Genomic DNA, 23270 nt, shown 5'->3' with positions numbered 1-23270 from the left:
ACGAGGTCACTCGCTCACAGCAACGGATTGTCCGATTCTGGACACGGGACGACGACGATCACGTGCAGCTGGCGCGGGCCGTGGACGCCCTCGACCCGGTCGAGCTCGATGTCGCTGGTGGCCGACGGGCCGCTGATCCAGGTCTGCGGGCGGTCCGGGTCGAGGAGCGCGATCGCGTCGGATACGTCGGCGACGACCTGGTCGGCGCGCACCACGCAGATGTGTACGTCGGGGACCAGGCTGAGAGCCCGCCGGCCCTGGCCGGGGCCGTGGTCGAGGACCAGGGTGCCGGTCTCGGCGATGCCGAGTGCGGCGCCGGTGACCACCGCCTCGACGGCGTCCAGCTCGGCGGCACTCTGGCCGGTGTCGGAGATGCCACCGACCGGCCAGGCGAGGCCGGCCGGGACGATCGGCGTCCGGCCTGCAAGCGCGGTCTCGATGGCTGCTGGCACCTGGTCGGCGGCGACCACGATCGCGGTCGCCCGGTAGTCGGTGACCCGCTCGACGAAGTGGCCGATCAGGTCTTCCGGCCGAGCTCCGGAGGGCGCCGGGACCGGCGTCGGGTCGGCCGTGACCCCGTCGAGTGCCCGGCGTACTCGGCCGAGGATCTCCTCCCGCGCACTCATCCGCCACCTCCGGTACGCCGCCACCAGGCGCGGAACGACTCCCGCGGTGGCGTCGGCAGATCGCGGGCGTCGGTCCATGCGGCGGCCGGGCCGGGCAGCCGCCGGGCCAACCGCGTGGCCAGCCCGCTCACACGTTCTGCGGCGGCCAGCCGTCGAGGCCGGCCGAAGACCCACGACACGGCCGACATCGCCGCAGCCTCGGGCTTCGGCACGGCGTCGCCGCGATGCCCGTCGACGACCTGGGCGCGCAGGTCGACCAGGACGGACGGGATGTCGATGCGCACCGGGCAGGCCTCGAAGCAGGCACCGCACAGCGTGGAGGCGTAGGGCAGCGAGTCGGTCTGGGCGTCGCCGGTGCCGCGCAGCAGCGGGTTGAGGATCGCGCCGATCGGCCCGGGGTAGACCGACCCGTAGGCGTGCCCTCCGGTGCGCTCGTAGACCGGGCACACGTTCAGGCACGCCGAGCACCGGATGCAGCGCAGCGCCTGGCGGCCGACCTCGTCAGCCAGCGCCCGGGTGCGGCCGTTGTCGAGGAGGACGACGTGGACCTCCTGCGGCCCGTCGCCCGGTATCACGCCGGTCCACATCGAGGTGTACGGGTTCATCCGCTCGCCTGTCGAGGAACGCGGCAGCAGCCGCAGCAGCGGGTCGAGCTCGGCCCAGGTCGGCACCACCTTCTCGATGCCGACGACGCTGACCAGCACCTTCGGGAGGGTGAGGCACATCCGGCCGTTGCCCTCCGACTCCACGACCACGAGCGTGCCGGTCTCGGCGACCGCGAAGTTGGCGCCCGAGACCGCCATCGTGGACCGCAGGAACTTCTCCCGCAGGTGCTCCCGCGCCGCCTCGGCCAGCGCCGCGGGATCGTCGGTGAGGCCGTCGGGTGCCGGCCGGCCGACGTCGGCCATCCGACGGTCGAAGATCTCGCGGATCTCGGCTCGGTTGCGGTGGATCGCGGGCACCAGGATGTGGCTCGGCAGGTCGTCGCCGAGCTGCACGATCAGCTCGGCCAGATCGGTCTCCCAGGCTGCGATGCCCTCGGCTTCAAGTGCCTCGTTGAGCCCGATCTCCTGGGTCACCATCGACTTGACCTTGACCACCTCGTCGGCGTCGTGGGCGCGGGCGACGTCCACCACGATCGCGTTCGCATCGGCGGCGTCCCGCGCCCAGTGCACGGTCGCACCCCGCGCGGTCAGCGACGCCTCCAGCCGGACCAACTGCCGGTCGAGGTCGTGGAGCGCGCGGTCCTTCACGGCGGCGCCGGCCAGCCGGAGCGACTCCCACTCCGGCACCTCGGCGACCGCCGCCGCGCGCTTGGCGCGGATGGTGCCGGTCGCCCGGGCCAGGTTGCCGCGCAGCTGGCTGTCGGCCAGCTTCTCCCGCGCCGCGGTGGGGAACGCCGGCATCCCGACGAAGGTCGCGGTCACTGGCTTGCCAGCACTTCGGCCAAATGCAGCACTCGTACGCCGGACCGCTGGCGGGACAGCAGGCCGCCGATGTGCATCAGGCAGGAGTTGTCGCCGGCGACCAGCACCTCGGCTCCGGTCGACCGCACGTGGTGGGCCTTGTCGGCGCCCATGGCGATGGAGGTGTCGGCGTTCTTGACGGCGAAGGTGCCGCCGAAGCCGCAGCACTCGTCGGCATGCGGCAGGTCCACGAGCCGCAGTCCGCGCACCTGTTCCAGGAGCCGCCTCGGCCGGTCACCCACCCCGAGCATCCGTAGCGAGTGGCAGGTCGGGTGGTAGGTGACCCGGTGCGGGAAGTAGGCGCCCACGTCGGTCACGCCCAACACATCGACCAGGAACTCCGACAGCTCGTAGGTACGCGGCGAGGTCTCCGCGACCACCCGCGCGAGCCCGGGATCTCCCGAGCGCTTCGCGACCAGCGCGTGCTGATGGCGGGCCGAGCCGGCGCACGAGCCGGACGGCGTCACAATCGCGTCGTACCCCTCGAAGGCCGAGACGAAGGCACGCACCGCCGGCACCGCCTCGTCGAGGTAGCCGGTGTTCACCATCGGCTGGCCGCAGCACGTCTGCGCCTCCGGGAAGTCCACGTCCACCCCGAGCCGGTGCAGCAGCCGGACGACGGCGATCCCGGTGCCGGGGAACAGGGCGTCGTTGAGGCAGGTGACCTGCAGCGCCACCTTCATCCCACCGATCTCGCGCATCAGATCACCCCGCCGCGTACGGCGCGGACCACGGCCTCGATCATCGAGCTGGCACCCATCGTGTCTGCCGCCATCCGCAGCCGGCGGCGGACGGTGCGCTCGGAGACGTCGAGCCGACGCGCGATCCCGTCGATCGTGTGACCCTCGGCGAGCAGCGCGAGGACCTCGATCTGTGCCGGGTCCAGGTCGGCAGGCGGTCGGCCCATCGGCTCACCTCACGGCCCGCGCCTCGGCCGCGGCCCAGTCCGGTCCCCGCCTCGGCTCGTAGCGCCGTAGCTCGCAGGAGCCGCGGACCACGGCCCGCATGGCGGTCAGGTCGGGCACCGCGGCACCCAGGGTCCGCGCCTGCACCAGGACGTTGCCGAGTGCTGCCGCCTCGGTCGGGCCGGCCAGCACCGGCAGTCCACAGGCGTCGGCGGTGAGCTGGCAGAGCAGCTCGTTCTGGGCGCCGCCGCCGACGACGTGGACGACCTCGACCTCGCGATCGGCGTGCGCGAGCGCGGTCCGGAGCTGCCGCCGGTAGGCCACGGCCAGGCTGTCGAGGATGCACCGGGTGACCGCAGCCGGCGTGTCCGGCACCGGCTCCCCGGATTCGCGGGCCAGCGCGACCACCCGCTCGGGCATCGGGTCGTTGGCGGTGCCTGGCGGCAGCAGCCGCGGGTCGTCGATGTCGACGACGGTCCGAAGCGGTTCCAGCGCCGCGGCGGCCGCGAGCAGGGACGGCAGGTCGGTATGCCAGGCGCGCAGCGACTCCGACAGCACCCAGAGGCCCATCACGTTCTTGAGGAACCGCACGGTCCCGTCGACGCCGCCCTCGTTGGTGAAGTCGGCCAGTCGGGCAGCCTCGGTGAGCACCGGCGCGTCGAGCTCGAGGCCGACCAGTGACCAGGTCCCTGACGAGATGTAGGCGAACCGGTCGTTCGCCGCCGGTACGCCGACCACGGCGGACGCGGTGTCGTGCGAGCCCACCGCGATGACCGGTACGTCGGCGGCCACCGCCAGCTCCTGCGCGACCTCGGGCAGCAGCGGGCCCACCACCGCACCGGGATCTCGGAGCGGCGGCAGGATGCGCCGCGGCAGGCCCAGGTCGTCGAGCAGCTCGGCCGCCCAGACGCCGGCGCGGACGTCGTACAGCTGGGTCGTGGAGGCGTTGGTGCGTTCGGCGCCCCGGACGCCGGTCAGCCAGTAGCCCAGCAGGTCCGGCAGCAGAAGCAGCGTCTCGGCCGCCTCCAGCGCCGCACTCCCCTGCGCCGCGACCAGCTGGTAGAGCGTGTTGAACGGCAGCTGCTGGATGCCGGTCGCGGCGTACAGCCGGGCGGCGCCGAGCTGCTCGGCGACCTTGTCGGCGACGCCGTCGGTGCGGGAGTCGCGATGGCTGAACGGCTGGCCGAGCAGCTGCCCGTCCCGGTCCAGCAGCCCGTAGTCGACCGCCCAGGAGTCGATGCCGATGCCGTGCAGAGGGCCGGTGCGAGCAACCTCGGCGATGCCGGCGCGCACCTCTCGGTGGATGCCGAGGACGTCCCAGAAGAGCGAGCCGTTGACGGGTACGGCGCCGTTGGGGAAGCGATGCAGCTCGTCGATCTCGACGCGGCCGTCCCGCACCCGCCCTGCCATCACCCGGCCGCTGGTCGCCCCCAGGTCGACCGCCGCGACCCGGACCGTCGAGCTGCCGCTACTCATCGCAGGAAGGCCGCCGCGACGCCCGCGTCGACCGGAACGTGCAGCCCGGTGGTGTGGCTCAGGTCCGAACTGCAGAGCACGAACACCGCGCTGGCGATGTGGTCGGGTAGCACCTCGCGCTTGAGCAGGGTGCGCTGGGCGTAGAACCTGCCGAGGTCCTTCTCGTCGACGCCGTACACCGCGGCCCGCTTGGCGCCCCAGCCGCCGGCGAAGATGCCCGATCCCTGGACGACTCCGTCGGGGTTGACGCCGTTGACCTTGATGCCGTGCTCGCCGAGCTCGGCCGCGAGCAGCCGCACCTGGTGGGCCTGGTCGGCCTTCGCGGCGCCGTACGCGAGGTTGTTCGGGCCGGCGAAGACGGAGTTCTTCGAAGAGATGTAGACGATGTCGCCGCCCATCCCCTGCTCGACCATCACCCGGGTCGCGGCCCGCGACACGAGGAAGGAGCCCTTCGCCATCACGTCGTGCTGGCGGTCCCAGTCCTCCTCGGTGGTCTCCAGCAGGGAGCGCGAGAGCGACAGGCCCGCGTTGTTGACCACGAGGTCGACCCCGCCGAAGGCGAGCACCGCAGCGTCGACCGCGGCCTGGACGGCGTCGGCGTCGGCGACGTCCACCTGTACGCCGACGGCGACATCAGCGCTTCCAATCTCGGCGGCCGCGGCCTGCGCCTTCTCCAGCGAAAGGTCGGCGATGACGACGCAGGCGCCCTCGGCGGCCAGCCGCCGGGCCGTCGCGAGGCCGATGCCGGAGGCGGCACCGGTGACCAGCGCGATCCGGGTGGCGAGCGGCTTGGGCGCCGGCATCCGCTGGAGCTTGGCCTCCTCCAGCGCCCAGTACTCGATCCGGAACTTCTCCGACTCCTCGATCGGCTGGTACGTCGACACCCCCTCGGCGCCGCGCATCACGTTGATCGCGTTCACGTAGAACTCGCCCGCCACTCGGGCGGTCTGCTTGTCCTTGCCGTACGAGAACATCCCGACCCCTGGCACCAGGATCACCAGCGGGTCCGCACCTCGCATCGCCGGGCTGTCGGGCGTCGCGTGCCGGTCGTAGTACGCCGCGTAGTCGGCGCGGTAGGCGGCGTGCAGCTCGGCGACGCGCGCCCGCACCTTCTCCAACGGCGCGCCGGGCGCCAGGTCGAGCAGCATCGGCTTGACCTTGGTGCGCAGGAAGTGGTCGGGGCAGGAGGTGCCGAGCTCGGCGAGCCGCGGGTGGTTGCGGGACGCCAGGAAGTCGAGGACCACCTTGTCGTCGGTGAAGTGACCCACCATCGGCCGGTCCTGGGAGGCGACGCCGCGCAGCAGCGGCGCGAGCTCGGCCGCCCGGGCCCGGCGCGCGGCCTTCGGGAGCGGCTCGAACCGCTTCACCCGGGCGCCGAACGGGTTCTTCTTCCCGTGCTTCTTCAGGTACTGCTCGGCGGTGCGGATGATCCACAGCGAGTTCCGCTGGCACTGGTCGGAGGTGTCTCCCCACGCGGTGATGCCGTGGCCGCCGAGGATGCACCCGACGGCCTGCGGGTGGTCGGCCTTGACCGCGGCGATGTCCAGGCCCAGCTGGAACCCGGGCCGCCGCCACGGCACCCAGACCACCCGGTCGCCGTAGATCTCCTTGGTCAGTGCCTCGCCGTCGGCGGCCGTGGCGATGGCGATGCCGGCGTCGGGGTGCAGGTGGTCGACGTGTACGGCGTCGACCAGGCCGTGCATCGCGGTGTCGATCGACGGCGCCGCGCCGCCCTTGCCGTGCAGGCAGTAGTCGAAGGCCGCGACCATCTCGTCCTCGCGGTCCACTCCCGGGTAGACGCCGGTGAGCGCGCGCATCCGGTCCAGCCTCAGGGCAGCGAGCCCCTGCTCGGTGAGGGTGCCGAGGTCGCCGCCGGAGCCCTTGACCCACAGCAGCTCGACCGGCTCGCCGGTCACCGGGTCGGTCTCGGTGCCCTTGACCGAGGTGTTGCCGCCGGCGTAGTTGGTGTTCTTAGGGTCAGCGCCGAGCTTGTTGGAGCGGGCGATCAGGTCGGCGACGGCCGGGTTGGTCATCTGTTGGGTCCTCGTATCGGTGTCGGAATCAGGTCCAGGACAGCTGCGAGCCGCCGACGCGGGCGGCCTCGATCTCCGCCTGGTAGCCCGACTCGGCGTACGCGCGGATCGGGTCGGCCGGCAGCCCGCGCTCGGCCCGCCAGGCGGCGAGGTCGGGGCGGACGTCGGTGTAGAAGGCGTCCATGAAGATCGCGTTGGCGCCAAGGACGTCGCCGCTCTCCTGCGCCGCGGCGAGCGCGTCGCGGTCGACCAGCAGCGCCCGGGCCAGCATCTCCTGGACGTTGAGCACCGAGCGGATCTGCCCGGGAACCTTCGGCTCCACGTTGTGGCACTGGTCGAGCATGAACGCGACGTCGCTGCGCCCATCAGGGTTGGCCGGGCCGTAGCCGCCGCCGCGCACCACCTCGAACAGGATGCGGAACAGCTGGAACGGGTCGGCCGCCCCGACGATGAGGTCGTCGTCGGCGTAGAACCGGCTGTTGAAGTCGAACGAGCCGAGCTTCCCCAGCCGCAGCAGCTGGGCGACGATGAACTCGATGTTGGTGCCGGGCGCGTGGTGGCCGGTGTCCAGGCAGACCACCGCGCGCTCGCCCAGGGCCGCGACGTGGGCGTACGCCGTACCCCAGTCGGGGACGTCGGTGTGGTAGAACGCCGGCTCGAACAGCTTGTACTCCAGCACCAGCCGCTGGTCGCCGTCGAGCCGGTCGTAGATCGTGCGCAGGCCCTCCGCGAGCCGGTCCTGACGGCCGCGCAGATCCGCCTGGCCCGGGTAGTTGCTGCCCTCGGCAAGCCAGATCTTGAGGTCGCGGGAGCCGGTCGCGTGCATCACCTCGATGCACTCGTAGTGGTGGTCGACCGCCTTCTGCCGGACCTTCGGGTCGGTGTGGGTGAGCGCCCCGAGCTTGTAGTCGTCGTCCTGGAAGGTGTTGGAGTTGATGGTGCCCAGCGCCACGCCGAGGTCCTCGGCGTAGCGCCGCAGCGCCGCGAAGTCGTCGACCAGGTCCCACGGGATGTGCAGCGCCACCGACGGCGCGAGGCCGGTGAGGCGGTGGACGGTGGCGGCGTCGGCCACCTTCTCCGCCACCGTCCGCGGCGTGCCCGGCGTACCGAAGACCTTGAAGCGGGTACCCGAGTTGCCGTAGGCCCAGGAGGGCACCTCGATCGCCTGTCCCTCGAGCAACGGGGCGATCTGCGCGAATGTCGTCATGGTGGTTCAGCTGCCTTCTGATGCGTTGGTCTGGCCGGTGGGCACGACGTCGAGCTGGTCCTCCAGGTGGAAGACCTCCTCGAGGAGCAGGAAGCCCTGGTCGGGCGGGACGTCGAGATCGACGAAGAGCTCACCCATCTCCGCCTGCCAGCGCGCGTTGACCTCGGTGCGGTCCATCGCGGCCTGGGCGGTGGCGAGGTCGTCGGCCTCGACGTACCCGATCAGGAGCCCATCCGCCCGCAGGAACAGGGAGTAGTTGCGCCACCCGCTCTCAGCGAGTGCGTGGAGCATCTCCGGCCACACGGTGCGGTGCCGCTCGACGTACTCGTCGATCCGGTCCGGCCGCACTTGCAGCTGGAAGCAGTAGCGCATGGCTGGCTGGTCCTCTCGTTCCTGTGGGCGGAGACGACTCAGAAGTTGAAGTCGTCGATGTTGGTCTCGTCGAACACGAACGGCTCGCCGAGCAGGACGCCGCCGTCGGCGCCCACGGTGTACTCACCGAGCTCGCCTGCCTCGAAGGTGTCGCCCTCCTCGCCGGTGATGTCGTCGTTGATCAGCGCCTCGGCCGTGTACGCCGCGAGGTAGCCGAGGTCCTCGGGGTTCCACAGCGCGAACGAGGTGACGGTGCCGTCCTTGATGTAGGCGCGCATCTGGTCCGGTGTACCGAGGCCCGTGAGGGCGACCTTGCCCTTCTGCTCCGAGGTCGACAGGTAGCGCGCCGCGGCCGCGATGCCGACGGTGGTCGGCGAGATGATGCCCGCGAGGTCGGAGTAGCGAGACAGCAGCGCGGCGGTCTCGTCGAAGGACTTCTGGTCGTCGTCGTCGCCGTACACGGTGTCGACGAGCTCGATGTTCGGGTGGTTGGCCGCGATCTCCTCCTCCATCAGCTTGATCCAGGCGTTCTGGTTGGTCGCGTTGGCGGCGGCACTGAGGATCGCGACCTTGCCCTTGTCGCCGATCTGCTCGGCGATCAGGTCGACCTGCGCCTTGGCGATGCCCTGGGCGTCGGCCTGGTTGACGAAGACGTCGCGGCACTCCGGGTCGGTGTCGGAGTCGAAGGTGACCACCTTGACGCCGGCGTCGCGGGCCTCGTTGAGGGCGTCGCAGATCGCGGTAGGGTCGTTGGCCGAGACGACCAGCGCACCGACGCCCTGCTGCGCGGCGGTGTTGATGTAAGACACCTGGGCGTCGGGCGCGGCCTGGTCGGGTCCGACCTCGGTCACCTCACCGTCGAACTCACCGGCCGCCTTCTCCGCGCCGGTGCGGCTGGCGTCGAAGTACGGGTTGCCGAGGTTCTTCGGCAGCAGCGTGATCTCGGCGCTGCCCCCGCCGCCGCCGGACCCGCCGTCGTCGTCTCCCCCGCACGCGGTGAGTCCCATACCTGCTAGGAGCGTGACCGCCGTCAGTACGGCGACCCGCCGGCTCTGGAACTTCATCGTTGATTACCTTTCGTTGGGTGATCGGACTTGGTCCTCGCCACCCGGAGACCCGAGATCCAGGCGAGCAAGCTGGTGGAGATCACGGAGAGCACAAGCAGCACTCCGATCACGATGTTGATGACGTTGCTGGACACGTCCTCCAGGCGCAGGGCGCTGGAGACGATCCCGATCAGGAGCACGCCGGCCAGTACGCCGGGCAGCGCGCCGCGGCCGCCGAAGATCGACACTCCGCCGAGCAGTACCGCGGCGATCACCTGGAGCTCCAGGAACTCGGCGTTGTCGCCGCGCGCGCTGCCGAAGCGCAGCGTGTAGTAGACGCCGGCGAACGCCGACACCGCGCCGGCTATCGCGAACAGCAGCAGCTTGGTGCGGGCCACGTCGACGCCGGAGAACTTCGCGGCCTGCTCGTTGAGGCCGATCTCGTAGATGCCGCGGCCGAAGCTCGTGGCGTGCAGGAGCACGCCGAAGACCACGGCCAGCACCACGATCGGGACCAGCACCAGCGGGTAGCTCGCCGGCTCGGTGACCGGACCCAGCCAGCCGCCCGAGTAGCCGCCCTCGACGGGGCCGAACAGCCGCTCCTTGGCCAGGTCCGTCCATTGCTCCGGGTAGTCGGTGATCGCCTCGGTGCCCAGCAGGCCGCCCGCGATGCCGCGGAACAGCGCCAGGCTGCCGATGGTGACCGCGAGCGACGGGAGCCCGACGTACCCGACCAGGACGCCGTTGAGCGCTCCGCAGGCGGTACCGATGGCCAGCGCGCAGACCGCTGCCGCCGGGATCGAGAGGCCGAGGTCGGCGTGGAAGATGCCGACCAGCACGCTCGACAGGCCCATCGTGCTGGCCACCGACAGATCGATCTCGCCGGTGATGATGATCAGCGTCATCGGCAGCGCGATCATCAGGATCGGTGCGATGTCGAGGAACAGGTAGTACAGGGCGAGCGGACCGTCGAAGCTGGCGACGTTGCCGGTCGCCCAGAGGTAGACGACCCCGAGGAGGACGATCATCGCGAACTCGCGGGTCATCACCACCCGCCACCACAGCGGACGGGAGTACGCCGCGTAGGTGCGCTCGTCGACGGCATGTCCGACGGTGCTCGTGCTCATGAGCCGCTCCTCGCGTCGTCGCGTGCTTGTCGCAGCTGTCGTTCCCGTCTCAGCGAGAGGACCCGGTCGAGCGCGACCGCGCCGATGATCAGGCCACCGACGACCGCGCGCTGCCAGAAGTCCGGGATGCCGAGGATCGGCAGCACCCGGTCGATGGTGACGAGCAGGAAGGCGCCGATCGCGGCGCCCCAGACGGTGCCGCTGCCACCGAAGATCGCGACCCCGCCGATCACCGCGGCCGCGACCGCCTCGAGCTCAAGGTTGCGGCCGGCGCCGGAGCTGACGGTGCCGTAGCGGGCGGCGTAGAAGACGCCGGCGAGGCCGGCGAGCGCCCCGCAGATCACGAACGCGCCCAGCACCCGCCTGGTCACCGGCAGGCCGTAGAGCCGGGCGGCGGCCGGGTCGGACCCGATCGCGTAGAGCTCGCGGCCCCAGCGCAGTGAGCGCAGGCAGTAGCCGACGATCACCAGCATCACCAGCGCGACCAGCGTCAGCACCGGGATGGTCAGGAACTGCTCGGTGCCGAGCCGGAGGAAGCCCGAGGGCATGTCGCCCGCGTTGATCCGGTCGCTGCCTGCCCACTCGAGGAAGACGCCGCGGTAGATGTACATCGTGCCGAGCGTCACCACCAGCGCCGGCACCCGGCCGAACGCGACGAGTACGCCGTTGACCAGGCCGAGCGCCGCCCCGAACAGCATCCCGATCAGCGCCACCACGACGATCGGGATGCCGGGCTGGTCGACGAAGAGCCGGCCGACCAGATAGGCGGTCAGGCCGACCGTCGAGCCGACCGACAGGTCGACGTTGCGGGTGATGATCACGACCGTCTGGCCGATGGCGAGCAGCAGCAGGATCGACGGCGTGACCAGCAGGTCGCGCCAGCCGTCGCTGCCGACGAGGAAGTTCGGGCTGCGCACGGTCGCCACCGCGATCAGCGCGACCAGGATCACGAAGACCGCGATCTCGCGGGAGCGCAGCGCGCCTTTCACGAGCCGCTGCCTCGCGGACTCACTCGTCGGGCGGACCAGCAGGTCGGTCATGCGAGCACCTTCTCGTCGGCGTGGGTGGCTCCGGCGAGATGGCCGCCGACGTGGGTGGCGGCGTGCATCACGGCATCCGGGGTGGCTTCGTCGCGGCCGAGCTCGGCGGTGATCCGCCCCTCGCAGACGACGTACACGCGGTCGGCCATGCCGAGCACCTCCTGCAGCTCGGAGCTGATCATCAGCACCGCCATCCCCCGGCCGGCCAGGTCGGAGAGCAGCCGGTGGACCTCGCTCTTGGTGCCGACGTCGATGCCACGGGTGGGCTCGTCAATGATCAGCAGCTTCGGCTCGGTGGCCAGCCACTTGGCGATCGCGACCTTCTGCTGGTTGCCGCCGCTCATCGTGCTGGCGTCCATGTCCAGCGCACTGGTCTTGACCTCGAGCCGGCCTGCCCACGGCGCGGCCACCCTGTTCTCCGCGCGGCCAAGGAGCAGGCCGAGCGTGGTGAGCCGCCCGCGGATCGCGGCAGAGACGTTCCGCGCGACCGACTGGTCGATGACCAGCCCCTGCTGACGACGGTCCTCGGGGACCAGTGCCATTCCCGCCCGGATCGAGGCGCGTGGGCTGCGGGGCGGTACCGGTACACCGTTCATCCTCACCGAGCCGGCGTCGTACCCATCGACGCCGAAGACCGCGCGGGCGATCTCGCTGCGGCCGGCTCCGACCAGTCCGGCCAGCCCGACGATCTCGCCGGCCCGGACGGTGAGGCCGATGTCGTGGAACTCGCCTGCGGCCGTCAGACCGTCGACCTCGAGTACGACGTCACCGATCGCCGCTTCCGCCTTCGGGAACAGGTCGGCCACCTCGCGACCCACCATCAGCGAGACGACCTCGTCGGTACTGGTCTCGGCGATCGCTCGGGTTCCGACGTAAGCGCCGTCGCGCATCACGGTCACGGTGTCGCAGAGGCCGAAGACCTCCTCGAGCCGGTGCGAGATGAAGACCACCGCCCGGCCCTCGTCGCGCAGCGCGCGGGCGATCGTGAAGAGCCGCTCGGCCTCGACGCTGCTCAGTGCGGCGGTCGGCTCGTCCATCACCAGCAGGGTCGCGTCGAGCGAGATCGCCTTGGCGATCTCGATGATCTGCTGGTCGGCGATCGAGAGGCCGTCGGCGATCCGCCGCGGGTCGATCGCGACCCCGAGCCGTCCGAAGATCCGCTCTGCCTCGGCGTACATCGCCGGGTAGTCGATCCGGCGGCCCGACCTGGTCGGCTGTCGGCCCATGAAGATGTTCTCGGTGACCGAGAGGTCCGGGAAGAGTGTCGGCTCCTGGTAGATCACCGCGATGCCGGCGTTCTTGGACTCTCCGGTCGAGCCGAAGTCGACGTCGGCGCCGCGGAAGCGGAACCCGCCGCCGTCGCGTCGGTACACGCCGGCGATGACCTTGACCAGCGTCGACTTGCCGGCGCCGTTCTCGCCGACTAGGGCGTGGATCGACCCGGGGCCGACCTCGAGCCGGCCGGACCGTAGCGCGAGGACCGGACCGAAGCTCTTGGCGACCTCGCTCAGCTCGAGGATCGGCGGGTGCCCACTGGCGGCCTCGGCCATCGCTGCTCCTGTCGACGATTGCGATTGAAAGGTTTCAATCGCGTGCCACGTTAGGTGACGCCCGCCACACGGGTCAAGGCTTGAGAGCCAACTCGTTGAAACATTTCAACGAGTCCCCGATCGGGGCCGACCTTGGGGATACAGTGAGCCGGAACCGACCAAGAGGCAGGCAGGAGTCAGCGATGCCCCGGCATGACCCCGATGCACGCAACGGGCGGCGCGTGTCGGTGACCGACGTGGCAGCGGCCGCCAACGTGTCGGTCGGCACGGTGTCCAACGTGCTCAACCGTCCGGAGAAGGTGCTGCCGGCCACCAAGGCGCGGATCCTGCAGGTCATCGACGAGCTCGGCTTCGTCCGCAACGACGCCGCCCGACAGCTCCGGGCCGGCCGCAACCGGGCGATCGCGATGGTCGTCCTCGACGTCGCCAACCCGTTCTTCACCGATGTCGCCCACAGCGTCGAGACCGAGCTGGCCGAGCAGCGGCGGCCACTGATCCTGGCCAACTCGGCCCAGGACCCCAGCCGCGAGGCCTCGCACCTCGACCTCTTCGGCGAGCAGCGCGTCGACGGCATGCTGATCACCCCGGTGGGCCGAGTGCTCACCCGCCTGCGCCAGCTGCGCGACCGCGGCGTCGCCGTCGTACTGGTCGACCGCAAGACCGGATCCCGGGAGTTCTCCTCGGTCTCCGTCGACGACCGGATGGGCGGCCGGCTCGCCGCCGAGCACCTGCTCGACGTCGGCCGGCGCCGGCTGGTCTTCATCGGCGGCCCCGGCTCGCTCGCCCAGGTGCGCGACCGCTGGACCGCGGCCCGCGAGGCCGTCGAGTCGCACGCCGATGCCACGATCCGCTTCGTCGAGACCGAGGCGATGGACGCCCGGGCCGGCCGTCAGGCCGCGGACACCCTGCTGCAGCTGCCTGCCGACGAGCGACCGGACGCCGTCTTCGCGGCCAACGACCTGGTGGCACTCGGCGTACTCCAGGCGCTCACCCTCGCCAAGGTCAGCGTGCCCGACGAGGTCGCACTGATCGGGTACGACGACATCGACTTCGCCGCCTCCGCGGCCATCCCGCTCTCGTCGATCCGCCAGCCGCGCGAGGAACTGGGCCGGCGGGCTGCGCAGATCCTGCTGGAGGTCATCGACGAGCCCGACACGCGAGTGCGCCACGTCGTACTCGAACCCGAGCTCGTCGTCCGGCGCTCGACCAGCGGCTAGCTAGGTCGAGCGCCGAACGACCGTCAGCTGACGTTGAACCACTCCCCGAGCGCCGGAACCCGGCGCAGCACGAGCTGGTCGAAGGCCAGCACCAGCAGCAGCGACAGCCCGAACAGCGGCAGGAAGAGGCCCAGCGCGACCAGGCCGACCAGGAGCACCGGCGAGGCGCGCAGCGGCAGCCGGCCGCGCGGGGCACCGACCGACGGTGAGCCGGAGGGCCGGCGCTTCCACCACATCAGCGGGCCGCTGACACAGGCGAAGATGACCGCCAGGCACATCAGCGCCGCGCCCCAGAACGACCACAGCCCGAACGACCGGCCCTCATGCAGACCGATGCCCTGGGAGACCACCTTCGCAAGCATCGGGTAGTCGTCGAAGCCGTACGTCGCAACCGTCTGGCCGCCGTACTGGTCGACGTGCACGGTCTTCTCCTCGGACGGCGCGTCGAAGGCGTAGCCGATCACGGAGTACACGCCGTCGCCGCTACCGCCGCCGTGCCCACCGTGCCCGGCGCCGGTGCCGCCCGGGATGGTGACCGTCATCGGGTGCCGCAGCCCCTCGCCCTCGGCTACCTCGATCGCGGTGTCGACGTTGGCGACGTTGTTGCCGTGCTTGCCCGCGTCACCCTGCGACTCCGGGACCTCGATGCCGCCCTGCGCCCACGGCACCTCGTGGGCGTGGCTGTGCGGCAGCGACTCGTCGAGGGTCGAGGTCGGGTCCGAAGCCGCGCCGGGATCGACGCTCCAGAAGGACTGGCCGTTGTCGGTCGCGATGCTCTGCGCCTTCTCGCCCCAGAACCCGGTCCATGGCAGCCCGGTGACCAGCAGGCCGAGCAGCCCGACGCCGATCACGGCGCCGACCCACGCGTGCCACTTGGTGAGCGCCGCGCCGGCAGCGCGCGCCGCGCTGCGCCGGAGCCGGGCGGCGCGGCCCTTGAAGAACAGGTAGTAGCCGGTCAGTGCCATCACGATCGCCCAGCAGGCGCCGAGCTCGATCACGCGGTCGCCCCACGTGCCGGCCATCAGCTCGCCGTGGATCCGGATCGCGTAGCCGGACAGCGTCTCGTCCGGGTTGATGTCGCCGAGGACCTCGGCGCCCCACGGGTTGACGTAGACGTCTCGCGGCTCGCCGTCGGCGGTGACGATCGAGAAGCGGGTGCTGTCGCCGAACTGCCCGGGCTCGGTCATCGCCTCCACGCTGGCGTCGGGGTAGGCGCGCTCGACGGCGGCCAGCTGGGCGGCGTACGGCTGCTTGATATCGATGTCGGCCGGCTGCTCGGCCCGCATCAGGTCGCCGTGCATGAGCGGTTCGATCTCGAACCGGAACAGGTAGATCAGGCCGGTCGTGGCCAGGATCAACAGGATCGGAGCGACCACGAAGCTGGCGTAGAAGTGCCAGCGCCAGAACGCCCGGAACCACCCGGACTTGGTCGGTTTGGGGCGCGCCCGGTCATCGGCGCGCGCTTCGGTCAGGGTCATTCAGGTCTCCTCGGACGGGGTGCGGACGGCACCCGGAATGCGCGACGGCGCCGGGCGCGTGTCAGCGCCCAGCGATCGCAGGGTGGGTCGTCTGCCTGACCTTGCTCAGCGAGCGGTCAGGCGGCGAGGAGAAGCGGTGGCCCGCGGCGTACGACGCTGCGCGCGACCGCGCGCAGATGCGGTGGCGCCGGGTCCCGCCATGGGACGGCCACCCGCAGCACCGCGGGTACCACACGCGGCCGGAGCGAGCCGACGGCGGTCACGACCGCCGCGAGCACCACCCCGGCGGTGAGCGCGAGCACGGTCCAGAGCGCGCGCTCGCCGACCGCCAGCCAGATGCCGACCAGGGCGGCGGCCACGACGTGGACCGCCATCATCGGCGCGTGCACGGACAGGTCGGTGACCAGGTGCGCGATCGGGTTGACGCCACCGGACGCGGCAACCGGCTCGACCGCGTCGTACTGGTCCCACAGCGAGCCGACCCGGCGGCCGGACTCGTCGAGGTTCGGGGCCGAGATGAGCGGCGTCTGAGCTGCGGCCGGGTGGGTCGCTCCCGCGTCACCCGTGTGGCCCGCGGTCGCGGTCAGCGCGACGTGGATCGCGGCCTGGCCGGCGACGGTCAGCGTCACGATCCGGGCCATGGTCGCCGGCCGGCCGAGCAGCACCGCCGCCACCACGACCGTGAACCCGTAGAGGAACGCGAGGCCGGTCAGCGACGGCAGCAGGCCGTCGGCCGAGGCGTGCGCGACGGCGCCGGTGAAGAGCGCGACGAACGCCAAGATCGCGGCGCGCGACCAGCGCAGCCACTCCCCCGCGTTCCTGTCCACGCGGGCGATTCTCTCAGATCATGGCGGTCTCGGCCGCCTCGGTCGCGCGTGCGCGGGTGGTTCGGTGCCGGGCGCGTTGGCGGGCGGCGTCAAGCGGCTTGGCCGCGGCGCGCGCCAACGGCGCGCAACCAACGGCGGCGTTCACGCGCGCGACGCGCCGCCGCAGCGCCCGCCAACGTGGCCGGTGCCGGGCCGCCCGCGCCCCTGCCCGTCATGACCATTGCCGGCGCATCACGGTGCTCACGTCGAAGGGGTCGCTGCCCTGCTGCGCCGCGAGGATGCCCTCGCCCTCGGGTGAGCCGGTGAAGACCGGGTCACCGCCGCCGACCCAGTGGTCCCACGCCTTCGCGTACGCCTTGGCCCGGCCCGCGTTGCTGCCGAGGGCGGACGGTACGGCGTGCCACACCACGCCGTCCGCGGCGACCCGGCCGCGGGCCGCCGGCACCGCCCGCTGCCAGTCGAGGTCACGATCGCTGACCACCCAGCGCGGGAGCACGTAGCGCGGGGTGGCGATCGGGGACACCGCCTCGTCCAGCGCCGCGGCGTACGTCGCCGACTCGGCCTCGGGTACGCCGGCCAGCAGGCACCGGTACTCGCCCTCGTGGTCGAGCTCCACGTGCACCGCCTCGGCGCCGGCCGACACCAGGTCGGCCGCGTGCAGCCCGTCGGCGACCGCGCAGGCCACGCGGTGCACGCTCGGTGGCCGCGCTGCCTCCCGGATCACCTCACGGCCGTGGGTGGCGAGCTGGGTCAGCCGGACCAGTCCCGCGAGCATCACGAGTACGATCGCCAGCACCAGCAGCGGCGACGGTGCGCCGAGGATGACCGCGAGCGTGATCGGGACCGCCAGCAGCAACAGCCACCGCTGGCGTCCGGCGTGCCAGGGCGGCGGGCCGTCGGTGCGGACGTCGAGTCGCTCCTCGCGCGGCACCACCTCCGGCGGCTGGCTTTGGTCGCCGAGCGTCTTCGGCCTTTGCGGGACGATCCGGACCGTGCTGGCCGCGAGGTCGTCGTACTCCTCGCCGACCCGCCACCGGTCCCGGATCGCCGGCCGGTCGGCAGCCCGCAGCACCATCGCCGCGTTGAGGCTGCCGAACTCGGCCGCCTCCGGAGCGGCGTACGGCGAGAACAACGGGTCGATGTGCGCCACCCCGTCGACCACGTCGCCGTCGTCATCGACGCCGTAGAAGCCGGCATGCTTGCGGACCAGCCGCTGCCAGTCGTTCTCGCCCTTGGGGTGGTCCGGCGCCACGCAGACCACGGACCAGGTGACCGCCACCTTGTCCGGCCAGCGCGGGTCCACCCGCAGCGCCCGTCCGCGGGTCTGCACCACCGCGGTCGTGGTGGTGACGGCGGTGAGGTCGATCAGCCCGGTCACCCGGCGCGCGTCCCAGCCCTCGCCGAGCAGGCCGCGGGTGCCGACCAGAATCTGGGAGGTACCGGCCTCGAAGAACCGGGTCACGTGGCGAACCCACGTCCGGCTTGTCCACGGGCCTTCCAGGCGAGCCACGCCGTCATCGCCCGGGACCACGACGAACCGCTCGTCGAGCGCCGGCTCGTCGTCCCCGACCGCCTTCGCCAACAGCTCCAGGGTCTCCGGGGCACCGGCGACGGTGCTGCCGGTAACCAGCAGCGGCCGCAGCGGTGCGGTGGTCGGGTCGGCGATCAGCGCCTCAAGCATGGCGTGCGCGGAGCCGGCCTGCCGGTCGATCACGCCGTGCAGGTCGGTGGGCAGCGTTGCCGACGCCCGCTCGTGGTCGCAGAGCACCAGCATCCGCAGCCATTCCCCCAGCGTCGCCGCCTCGTGGCCGATGATCTCGACCGCCGCAGCCGCCTTGGACTGGGACCGGGCCAGCACCCGGTCCACGGTCGACCGGCCGCGCCGGATACCCCGGCGGGTCCACTGGTAGCCGACCGACGGCAGGGCTCCGCGGACCGCGGCGACGACGTCCTCGTCGTCCGGGTCCTCGCTGTGTCCGAGCCCCTCACGCAGCCAGTCCTCGACCAGCACCACCCAGTCGTCGGCGGTCGGCTCGTGGCGATGCTCCTCCAGCATCCGCGCGCCGTCGGGCAGGTCCAACAGCTCGGCGTGGTGCATCCGGAGCGCGGCCCGGCACAGGTCCGGTGACTGCTTGGTCAGCGTCGCCCAGCTCAGGGCGGTGCCGACCGGCTGCACGAAGCGACGGTCCAGCCAGGTCAGGAACGGCACCGAGCCGTACGAGATGTCGGTGAGCTGGGTGGTCAGCTCCCGGAACCGGGTGGCCTCGGTGCGCAGCCAGTCGGCCTCGTGCGGGGTCGGCGTGGTCAGCCAGGCCAGCTCGGCGAACGGCGCCAGGTCGCCCTCGCGCACCACCGCCGGGATCGAGGTCTCGTAGACGACGTCGCCGAAGAGCGCCTGGACCAGCCGGGCGTGCTCCGGCGTCAGCGCCTGCGGCGGGGTCGCGGTCAGGCCGAGCACCTGCGCCTCCGGGAGCTCGTCCAGCAACTCGGCCAGCAGCTGGCCCCACACCTCCAACAGGTGGTGGCACTCGTCGAGCACGAGCAGGATCGGGCCGGCCTCGCGCAGCGCCGCCACCAGCGCCCGGCCGTTGTCGTGCAGCCGCGCCATCAGCGGACCGCCCTCGACCGCCTCGGCATCGTCGGTGATCTCCGCGTCCGGGTCGAAGACCGCGACCGCCTGGTAGGTCAGCGCGGTCAGCTCCTGGTCGAGGCTGCGCGCGGCGCCGGCCGCCAGCCCGCGGGACTCGGCCTGCGCCAGCCACTGGCCCTGGATCGCGGTGTTCGGCCCGAGTACGACGGCCTTGTCGATCGCGCGGCCGGCGAGCCGGCGCCGTACCGTCTCCAGGCCGACCAAGGTCTTGCCCGCACCTGGCGGCAGCACAACCCAGGCGCGGTTGTGGCCCGCGACCCAGGTGTTCTCAAGTGCGTCCAGCGCCTCACGCTGATGACGGCGCAGCCGAGTACGGGTCGGGTCGAGTTGCACGTGGTTCCTATCCCCAAAAGACTCGCTCGACCACGGCCCGAGCGCGGCGGGTGGTACGGCGGTAGTCGTTGACCATCTGATCTGTCTGCTCGGCCGGATAGCCGAGTACGGCGGCGACCGCAGCGCGCTCGCGGTGGTCGCGAGGCAGCTGATCGGCAAGCTTGCCGCGGATCAACATTGTCGCGTTGCGGATCCGGCTGACCAGCCGCCACGCCGCGGCCAGCTCATCGGCGTCATTAGTGCTCAGCAGCCCGGCCTCGCGAGCGGCGGTCAGCGCGTCCAGGGTGCGTGATGTGCGGAGCGCCTCGACCCGGCCGGCGTGCTGCATCTGCAGCAGCTGCACAGTCCACTCGACATCGGCGAGACCGCCGCGGCCGAGCTTGAGGTGGGTGTGCGGGTCGGCGCCGCGCGGCAGCCGCTCCTTGTCGACGCGGGCCTTGATCCGGCGAACCTCCAGCACGTCGTCCTGGGTGATCCCGTCCGCGGGGAACCGCAGCGGGTCGATCAGCTCCTCGAACGCCGCGCAGAGTCGGTCGTCGCCGACGAGCGCGTCGGCGCGCAGCAGCGCCTGGAACTCCCACACCTTCGACCAGCGCGCGTAGTACTTGGCGTACGAGTCGAGGGTGCGCACCAGCGGACCCTGCTTGCCCTCCGGGCGCAGGTCGGCGTCGACCAGCAGCGCCGGGTCGCTGCCCGGCAGGCTCAGCAGCCGGCGCAGTTCGTTGGCGACCTGCTGGGCGTACGCCGTCGCCTGGGTCTGGTCCGCGCCGGGCGTCGGGTCGTGCACGAACATCACGTCCGCGTCGCTGCCGTAGGACAGCTCGAAGCCGCCGTACCGGCCCATCGCGACGATCGCCATCCTGGTGGGCGGCTCTTTGAGCGATCGGCTCTCGACGACCGACCGCATGGTCACTTCGAGCGTCGCCGACAGGGTCGCGTCGGTCAGCCGCGACAGCCCGGCGCCGACCTCGGCGACGTCGGTGAGGCCAAGCAGGTCGCCGACCGCGATCCGCAGCAGCTCGCGACGGCGTACGGCGCGGACCGCGCGCACCGCGGCCTCGACGTCCGGCTGCCGGCCCGCGGTGGCCGACATCTCGGTGGCCAGCGCCTCCTCGCTGAGCGGGGTCAGGTCCTCGCCAAGCAGCTTCACGCCCTGCGGCTCGCGGACCAGCAGGTCGGTGGCGAAGCGTGACGTCGCCAGCACCCGGGCCAGCCGCTCGGCGACCTCGCCCTCGTCGCGCAGCATCCGGAGGTACCACGGCGTCCGGCCCAGCGTCTCGCTGATCCTGCGGAAGCCGAACAGGCCAGCATCCGGGTCCGGCGCGTCGGCGAACCACTCGAGCATCGCCGGCAGCAGGGTGCGCTGGATCGCGGCGGTGCGGGAGACGCCGGTCGTCATCGCCTCGAGGTGCCGCAGCGCCTCGACCGGGTGGTGGAAGCCGAGGGCCGCGAGCCGCTGCTCGGCCGCGTCGTGGCTGAGCCGGGCGTCGTCACCATGGATCTTGGCGACCGCGGCCAGCAGCGGCCGGTAGAACAGCTTCTCGTGCAGCCGGCGGACCTCGCGCCGGTGCTCCTTCCAGGCTTCGTCGAGCTCGGCCACCGGGTCCTTGACGTAGCCGAGCGAGCGGCCCAGGCGGCGCAGCTGGTCCTCGCTGTCGGGCACGACATGGGTACGGCGCAGGTGGTGCAGCTGAATCCGGTGCTCGAGCTTGCGGAGGAACGCGTAGGCGTTGTGCAGCGCCTCGCCGTCCTGGCGGCCGACGTAGCCGCCGTCCTTCAGCCGGGCCAGCGCGCTCAGCGTGGTCGGCGTACGCAGGGTCTCGTCGGTGCGGCCGTGGACCAGCTGCAGCAGCTGGACCGCGAACTCCACGTCGCGCAGCCCGCCCGCACCCAGCTTGAGCTGGCGCTCGGCCTGGTCGGCGGGGATGTGGTCGAGCACCCGGCGCCGCATCGCCTGCACGTCCTCGACAAAGCCTTCACGGTCGGCGACGCTCCAGGTCATCGGCGCCACCATCGCGGCGTACGCGCGGCCGAGCTCCAGGTCGCCCGCGACCGGCCGAGCCTTGAGCAGCGCCTGGAACTCCCAGGTCTTGGCCCAGCGCTCGTAGTAGCCGCGGTGGCTGGCCAGGGTCCTGGTCAGCGGGCCGGCCTTGCCCTCGGGGCGGAGGTTCGCGTCGACCGGCCAGATCGTGCCCTCGGCGGTGTGGGCGGAGCAGACCACCATCAGCTGGGACGCGAGCTGGGTGGCCGCGCGCAGCGCCTTGTCGTCGCCGGCGCCTTCGACGGGCTCGTGCACGAAGATCACGTCCACGTCGCTGACGTAGTTGAGCTCGTGGCCGCCGCACTTGCCCATCGCGATCACCGCGAGCCTTGTGGTGCTTGCTGCCTCACCCACGCGCGCCCGGGCGATCGCGAGGGCCGCGTCGAGGGTGCCGGCCGCGAGGTCGGACAGCTCGGCGGCGACGTCGTCGACGCCCAGATGGTGGGCCATGTCGCGGGCGGCGAGCCGGAGCAGCACCCGGTTGTACTCGACGCGCAGCGCGTCGACCGCCTCCGCGTCCGGCCTAGTCGCGGTCGGCGTGGGGTCCTGCGGGTCGGCGCCGATGGCGTTGAGGAGGCCCTCGCGAATGGCGTACGCCGCCGGCCGGGTCGAGCCGAGCAGCGGGTCGGTCAGCTCGAGCCAGTGGTCGGGGTGCCGGGTGAGGTGCTCGGCCAGCGCCGTACTCGCGCCGAGCACCGACAGCAGCCGCATCGCCGTACCCTCGTCGGAGGCCAACGCGCTGAGGAGGCGCTGCCGGTCGCTGACCCGCTCGGCGAGGCTCAACAGCGCGGTGAGCGCGTGGTCGGGATCGGCCGTCCGCCCGAGGATCGCGGTGATCGGATCGGCCGCCTCCCCGATCTCCTTGAGCCGGGCGCGGGTAGCGTCGATGTCGACGAACCCCAGCCGCAGCAGATCGGTGCGCTCAGACGAACGGGTCACCCGTGAACATTATCGGCGTCCCGGGCCGGCTACTCGAAGCGCCGCTCCTCGACATGAGTGACCCGCGACCGCTGCGCGTTGATGACCAGCGCCAGGACGATCGCGAGGGCACCGACGGCGATCAGGATCCAGCCCAGCGCATTGGTCGCGATCACGTCGTCCACCTCAGCCGGCAGGTCGACCACACCGAGTACCAAGATGAGGCCGACGGCAGCAGCACGATTCCAATTCCGATACCCATGGCTGGTGCAGTACCCGTACCGCCGGGCGGCATGCGGCCACCAGGCTCGCGGCCGAGACCAGACCGTTATCTAGCTATCCGAACCAATCCGGCGGGCCGCGCATCTCTTAGGTGCCGGACAGTCCGGCACGGCACGGGGGACGTGCCAACTGCTCCGAAGGAGTTCAACCATGTTCAAGAAGCTCACCGCTGCCGCTGTCGTCGCCGCGGGCCTCACCGCCCTCCCGGCGTACGCCGCGGAGGCGGCCGCTCCGGCGCAGATCACCGCTCGCGTCACCGACTCGACGCCCGCCAGTGGCGAGACCTTCCGGGTCGCCGGCGTACTCACCCGCGACGGCGACACCCTCGCCGGTAAGAAGGTCCAGGTGCAGACGCTGCGCAACGGCACATGGCAGAACATCAGCGGCGCCTCGATGGCGACCTCGTCGACCGGCAAGTACAACCTGCGGCTGATCCTGTCGCAGAAGGGCGAGCGGAAGCTGCGCGTCGTGGCCACCGTGCCGGGCAACGACCCGGCCAAGCGGTTCGTCGTCACCGTGCACTGAGTTGTTCCGACTCCGGGACGGGTCGGCGCCAGGGCTTTGTGGCCCCGGCGTCGACCCAATGCCACGTAGCGTAGGTGATCGGGTGATGGTCGGCGTGGCGTGACTGGTGTGGCTGGTGGGACTGTTTTGATCGCTGCCCATGAGCGTGGCG

General features: G+C 71.7%; 19 protein-coding genes. 2 read left to right on the top strand and 17 right to left on the bottom strand.

Annotated features, from left to right (window positions below):
• Positions 1-14: 14 nt before the first annotated feature.
• From DDV73_RS17985 to DDV73_RS17930, 12 genes are read right to left on the bottom strand one after another with little or no spacing between them, the layout of a single operon-like run.
• Entirely contained in the window at positions 15-626 is a 612-nt protein-coding gene (locus DDV73_RS17985; RefSeq protein WP_109508645.1) for a LutC/YkgG family protein, read from the bottom strand.
• Positions 623-2053, bottom strand: a complete 1431-nt coding sequence (locus DDV73_RS17980; RefSeq protein WP_240617349.1) for a lactate utilization protein B — start codon at positions 2051-2053, stop codon at positions 623-625. Before DDV73_RS17980 ends, DDV73_RS17985 begins: the two co-directional genes overlap by 4 nt.
• Entirely contained in the window at positions 2050-2793 is a 744-nt protein-coding gene (locus tag DDV73_RS17975; protein WP_240617348.1) for a (Fe-S)-binding protein, read from the bottom strand. The genes DDV73_RS17980 and DDV73_RS17975 overlap by 4 nt, the downstream gene beginning before the upstream one ends.
• The gene (locus DDV73_RS17970; protein ID WP_109508644.1) at positions 2793-2999 is read right to left on the bottom strand and encodes a helix-turn-helix domain-containing protein; all 207 of its coding nucleotides are present in this window, start codon (positions 2997-2999) and stop codon (positions 2793-2795) included. Before DDV73_RS17970 ends, DDV73_RS17975 begins: the two co-directional genes overlap by 1 nt.
• A 4-nt stretch (positions 3000-3003) precedes the next feature.
• Entirely contained in the window at positions 3004-4473 is a 1470-nt protein-coding gene (locus tag DDV73_RS17965; RefSeq protein ID WP_109508643.1) for a rhamnulokinase, read from the bottom strand.
• A complete protein-coding gene (locus tag DDV73_RS17960; RefSeq protein WP_109508642.1) occupies positions 4470-6506 on the bottom strand; it encodes a bifunctional aldolase/short-chain dehydrogenase in 2037 nt (678 codons plus the stop codon). Before DDV73_RS17960 ends, DDV73_RS17965 begins: the two co-directional genes overlap by 4 nt.
• Before the next feature lie 28 nt (positions 6507-6534).
• Complete coding sequence (gene rhaI / locus DDV73_RS17955) at positions 6535-7713, bottom strand: L-rhamnose isomerase (RefSeq protein WP_109508641.1); 1179 nt, start codon at positions 7711-7713, stop codon at positions 6535-6537.
• Between the two features lie 6 nt (positions 7714-7719).
• Positions 7720-8085, bottom strand: a complete 366-nt coding sequence (locus DDV73_RS17950; protein ID WP_109508640.1) for an L-rhamnose mutarotase — start codon at positions 8083-8085, stop codon at positions 7720-7722.
• Between the two features lie 38 nt (positions 8086-8123).
• Positions 8124-9149 (bottom strand): rhamnose ABC transporter substrate-binding protein, encoded by a 1026-nt coding sequence (gene rhaS, locus DDV73_RS17945; RefSeq protein WP_109508639.1) that lies wholly within the window; start codon positions 9147-9149, stop codon positions 8124-8126.
• Complete coding sequence (locus tag DDV73_RS17940; RefSeq protein WP_109508638.1) at positions 9146-10258, bottom strand: ABC transporter permease; 1113 nt, start codon at positions 10256-10258, stop codon at positions 9146-9148. The genes rhaS and DDV73_RS17940 overlap by 4 nt, the downstream gene beginning before the upstream one ends.
• Entirely contained in the window at positions 10255-11298 is a 1044-nt protein-coding gene (locus DDV73_RS17935; protein ID WP_109508637.1) for an ABC transporter permease, read from the bottom strand. The genes DDV73_RS17940 and DDV73_RS17935 overlap by 4 nt, the downstream gene beginning before the upstream one ends.
• A complete protein-coding gene (locus DDV73_RS17930; protein WP_109508636.1) occupies positions 11295-12848 on the bottom strand; it encodes a sugar ABC transporter ATP-binding protein in 1554 nt (517 codons plus the stop codon). The genes DDV73_RS17935 and DDV73_RS17930 overlap by 4 nt, the downstream gene beginning before the upstream one ends.
• Positions 12849-13030: 182 nt before the next feature.
• On the opposite strand from DDV73_RS17930, the gene DDV73_RS17925 reads away from it, so the two are divergent.
• Positions 13031-14065 carry a LacI family DNA-binding transcriptional regulator gene (locus DDV73_RS17925; RefSeq protein ID WP_109508635.1) on the top strand — a complete coding sequence of 345 codons (1035 nt, stop codon included), beginning with the start codon at positions 13031-13033 and terminating at the stop codon, positions 14063-14065.
• A gap of 23 nt (positions 14066-14088) precedes the next feature.
• Here DDV73_RS17925 and DDV73_RS17920 read toward each other — a convergent pair whose 3' ends face one another.
• The 5 genes from DDV73_RS17920 to DDV73_RS28025 form a co-directional block, all read right to left on the bottom strand.
• On the bottom strand, positions 14089-15543 hold the full coding sequence (locus DDV73_RS17920) for a PepSY-associated TM helix domain-containing protein (RefSeq protein WP_109508634.1): 1455 nt from the start codon (positions 15541-15543) through the stop codon (positions 14089-14091).
• A 116-nt stretch (positions 15544-15659) separates the two neighbouring features.
• A complete protein-coding gene (locus DDV73_RS17915; protein ID WP_109508633.1) occupies positions 15660-16370 on the bottom strand; it encodes a hypothetical protein in 711 nt (236 codons plus the stop codon).
• Positions 16371-16581: 211 nt separating this feature from the next.
• On the bottom strand, positions 16582-19353 hold the full coding sequence (locus DDV73_RS17910; RefSeq protein WP_109508632.1) for a DEAD/DEAH box helicase: 2772 nt from the start codon (positions 19351-19353) through the stop codon (positions 16582-16584).
• A 7-nt stretch (positions 19354-19360) separates the two neighbouring features.
• Positions 19361-22333 (bottom strand): bifunctional [glutamine synthetase] adenylyltransferase/[glutamine synthetase]-adenylyl-L-tyrosine phosphorylase, encoded by a 2973-nt coding sequence (locus tag DDV73_RS17905; RefSeq protein WP_109508631.1) that lies wholly within the window; start codon positions 22331-22333, stop codon positions 19361-19363.
• A gap of 29 nt (positions 22334-22362) precedes the next feature.
• Positions 22363-22518 carry a hypothetical protein gene (locus DDV73_RS28025; RefSeq protein WP_154402801.1) on the bottom strand — a complete coding sequence of 52 codons (156 nt, stop codon included), beginning with the start codon at positions 22516-22518 and terminating at the stop codon, positions 22363-22365.
• Between the two features lie 226 nt (positions 22519-22744).
• On the opposite strand from DDV73_RS28025, the gene DDV73_RS17900 reads away from it, so the two are divergent.
• On the top strand, positions 22745-23119 hold the full coding sequence (locus DDV73_RS17900) for a hypothetical protein (protein WP_109508630.1): 375 nt from the start codon (positions 22745-22747) through the stop codon (positions 23117-23119).
• Positions 23120-23270: the final 151 nt, after the last annotated feature.

It is taken from the genome of Nocardioides speluncae (genome assembly GCF_003121585.1).
Classification (GTDB): Bacteria; Actinomycetota; Actinomycetes; order Propionibacteriales; family Nocardioidaceae; genus Nocardioides; species Nocardioides speluncae.
Note: the sequence above shows the minus strand (reverse complement) of the source record. Positions and strands in the feature narration are given on the sequence as shown.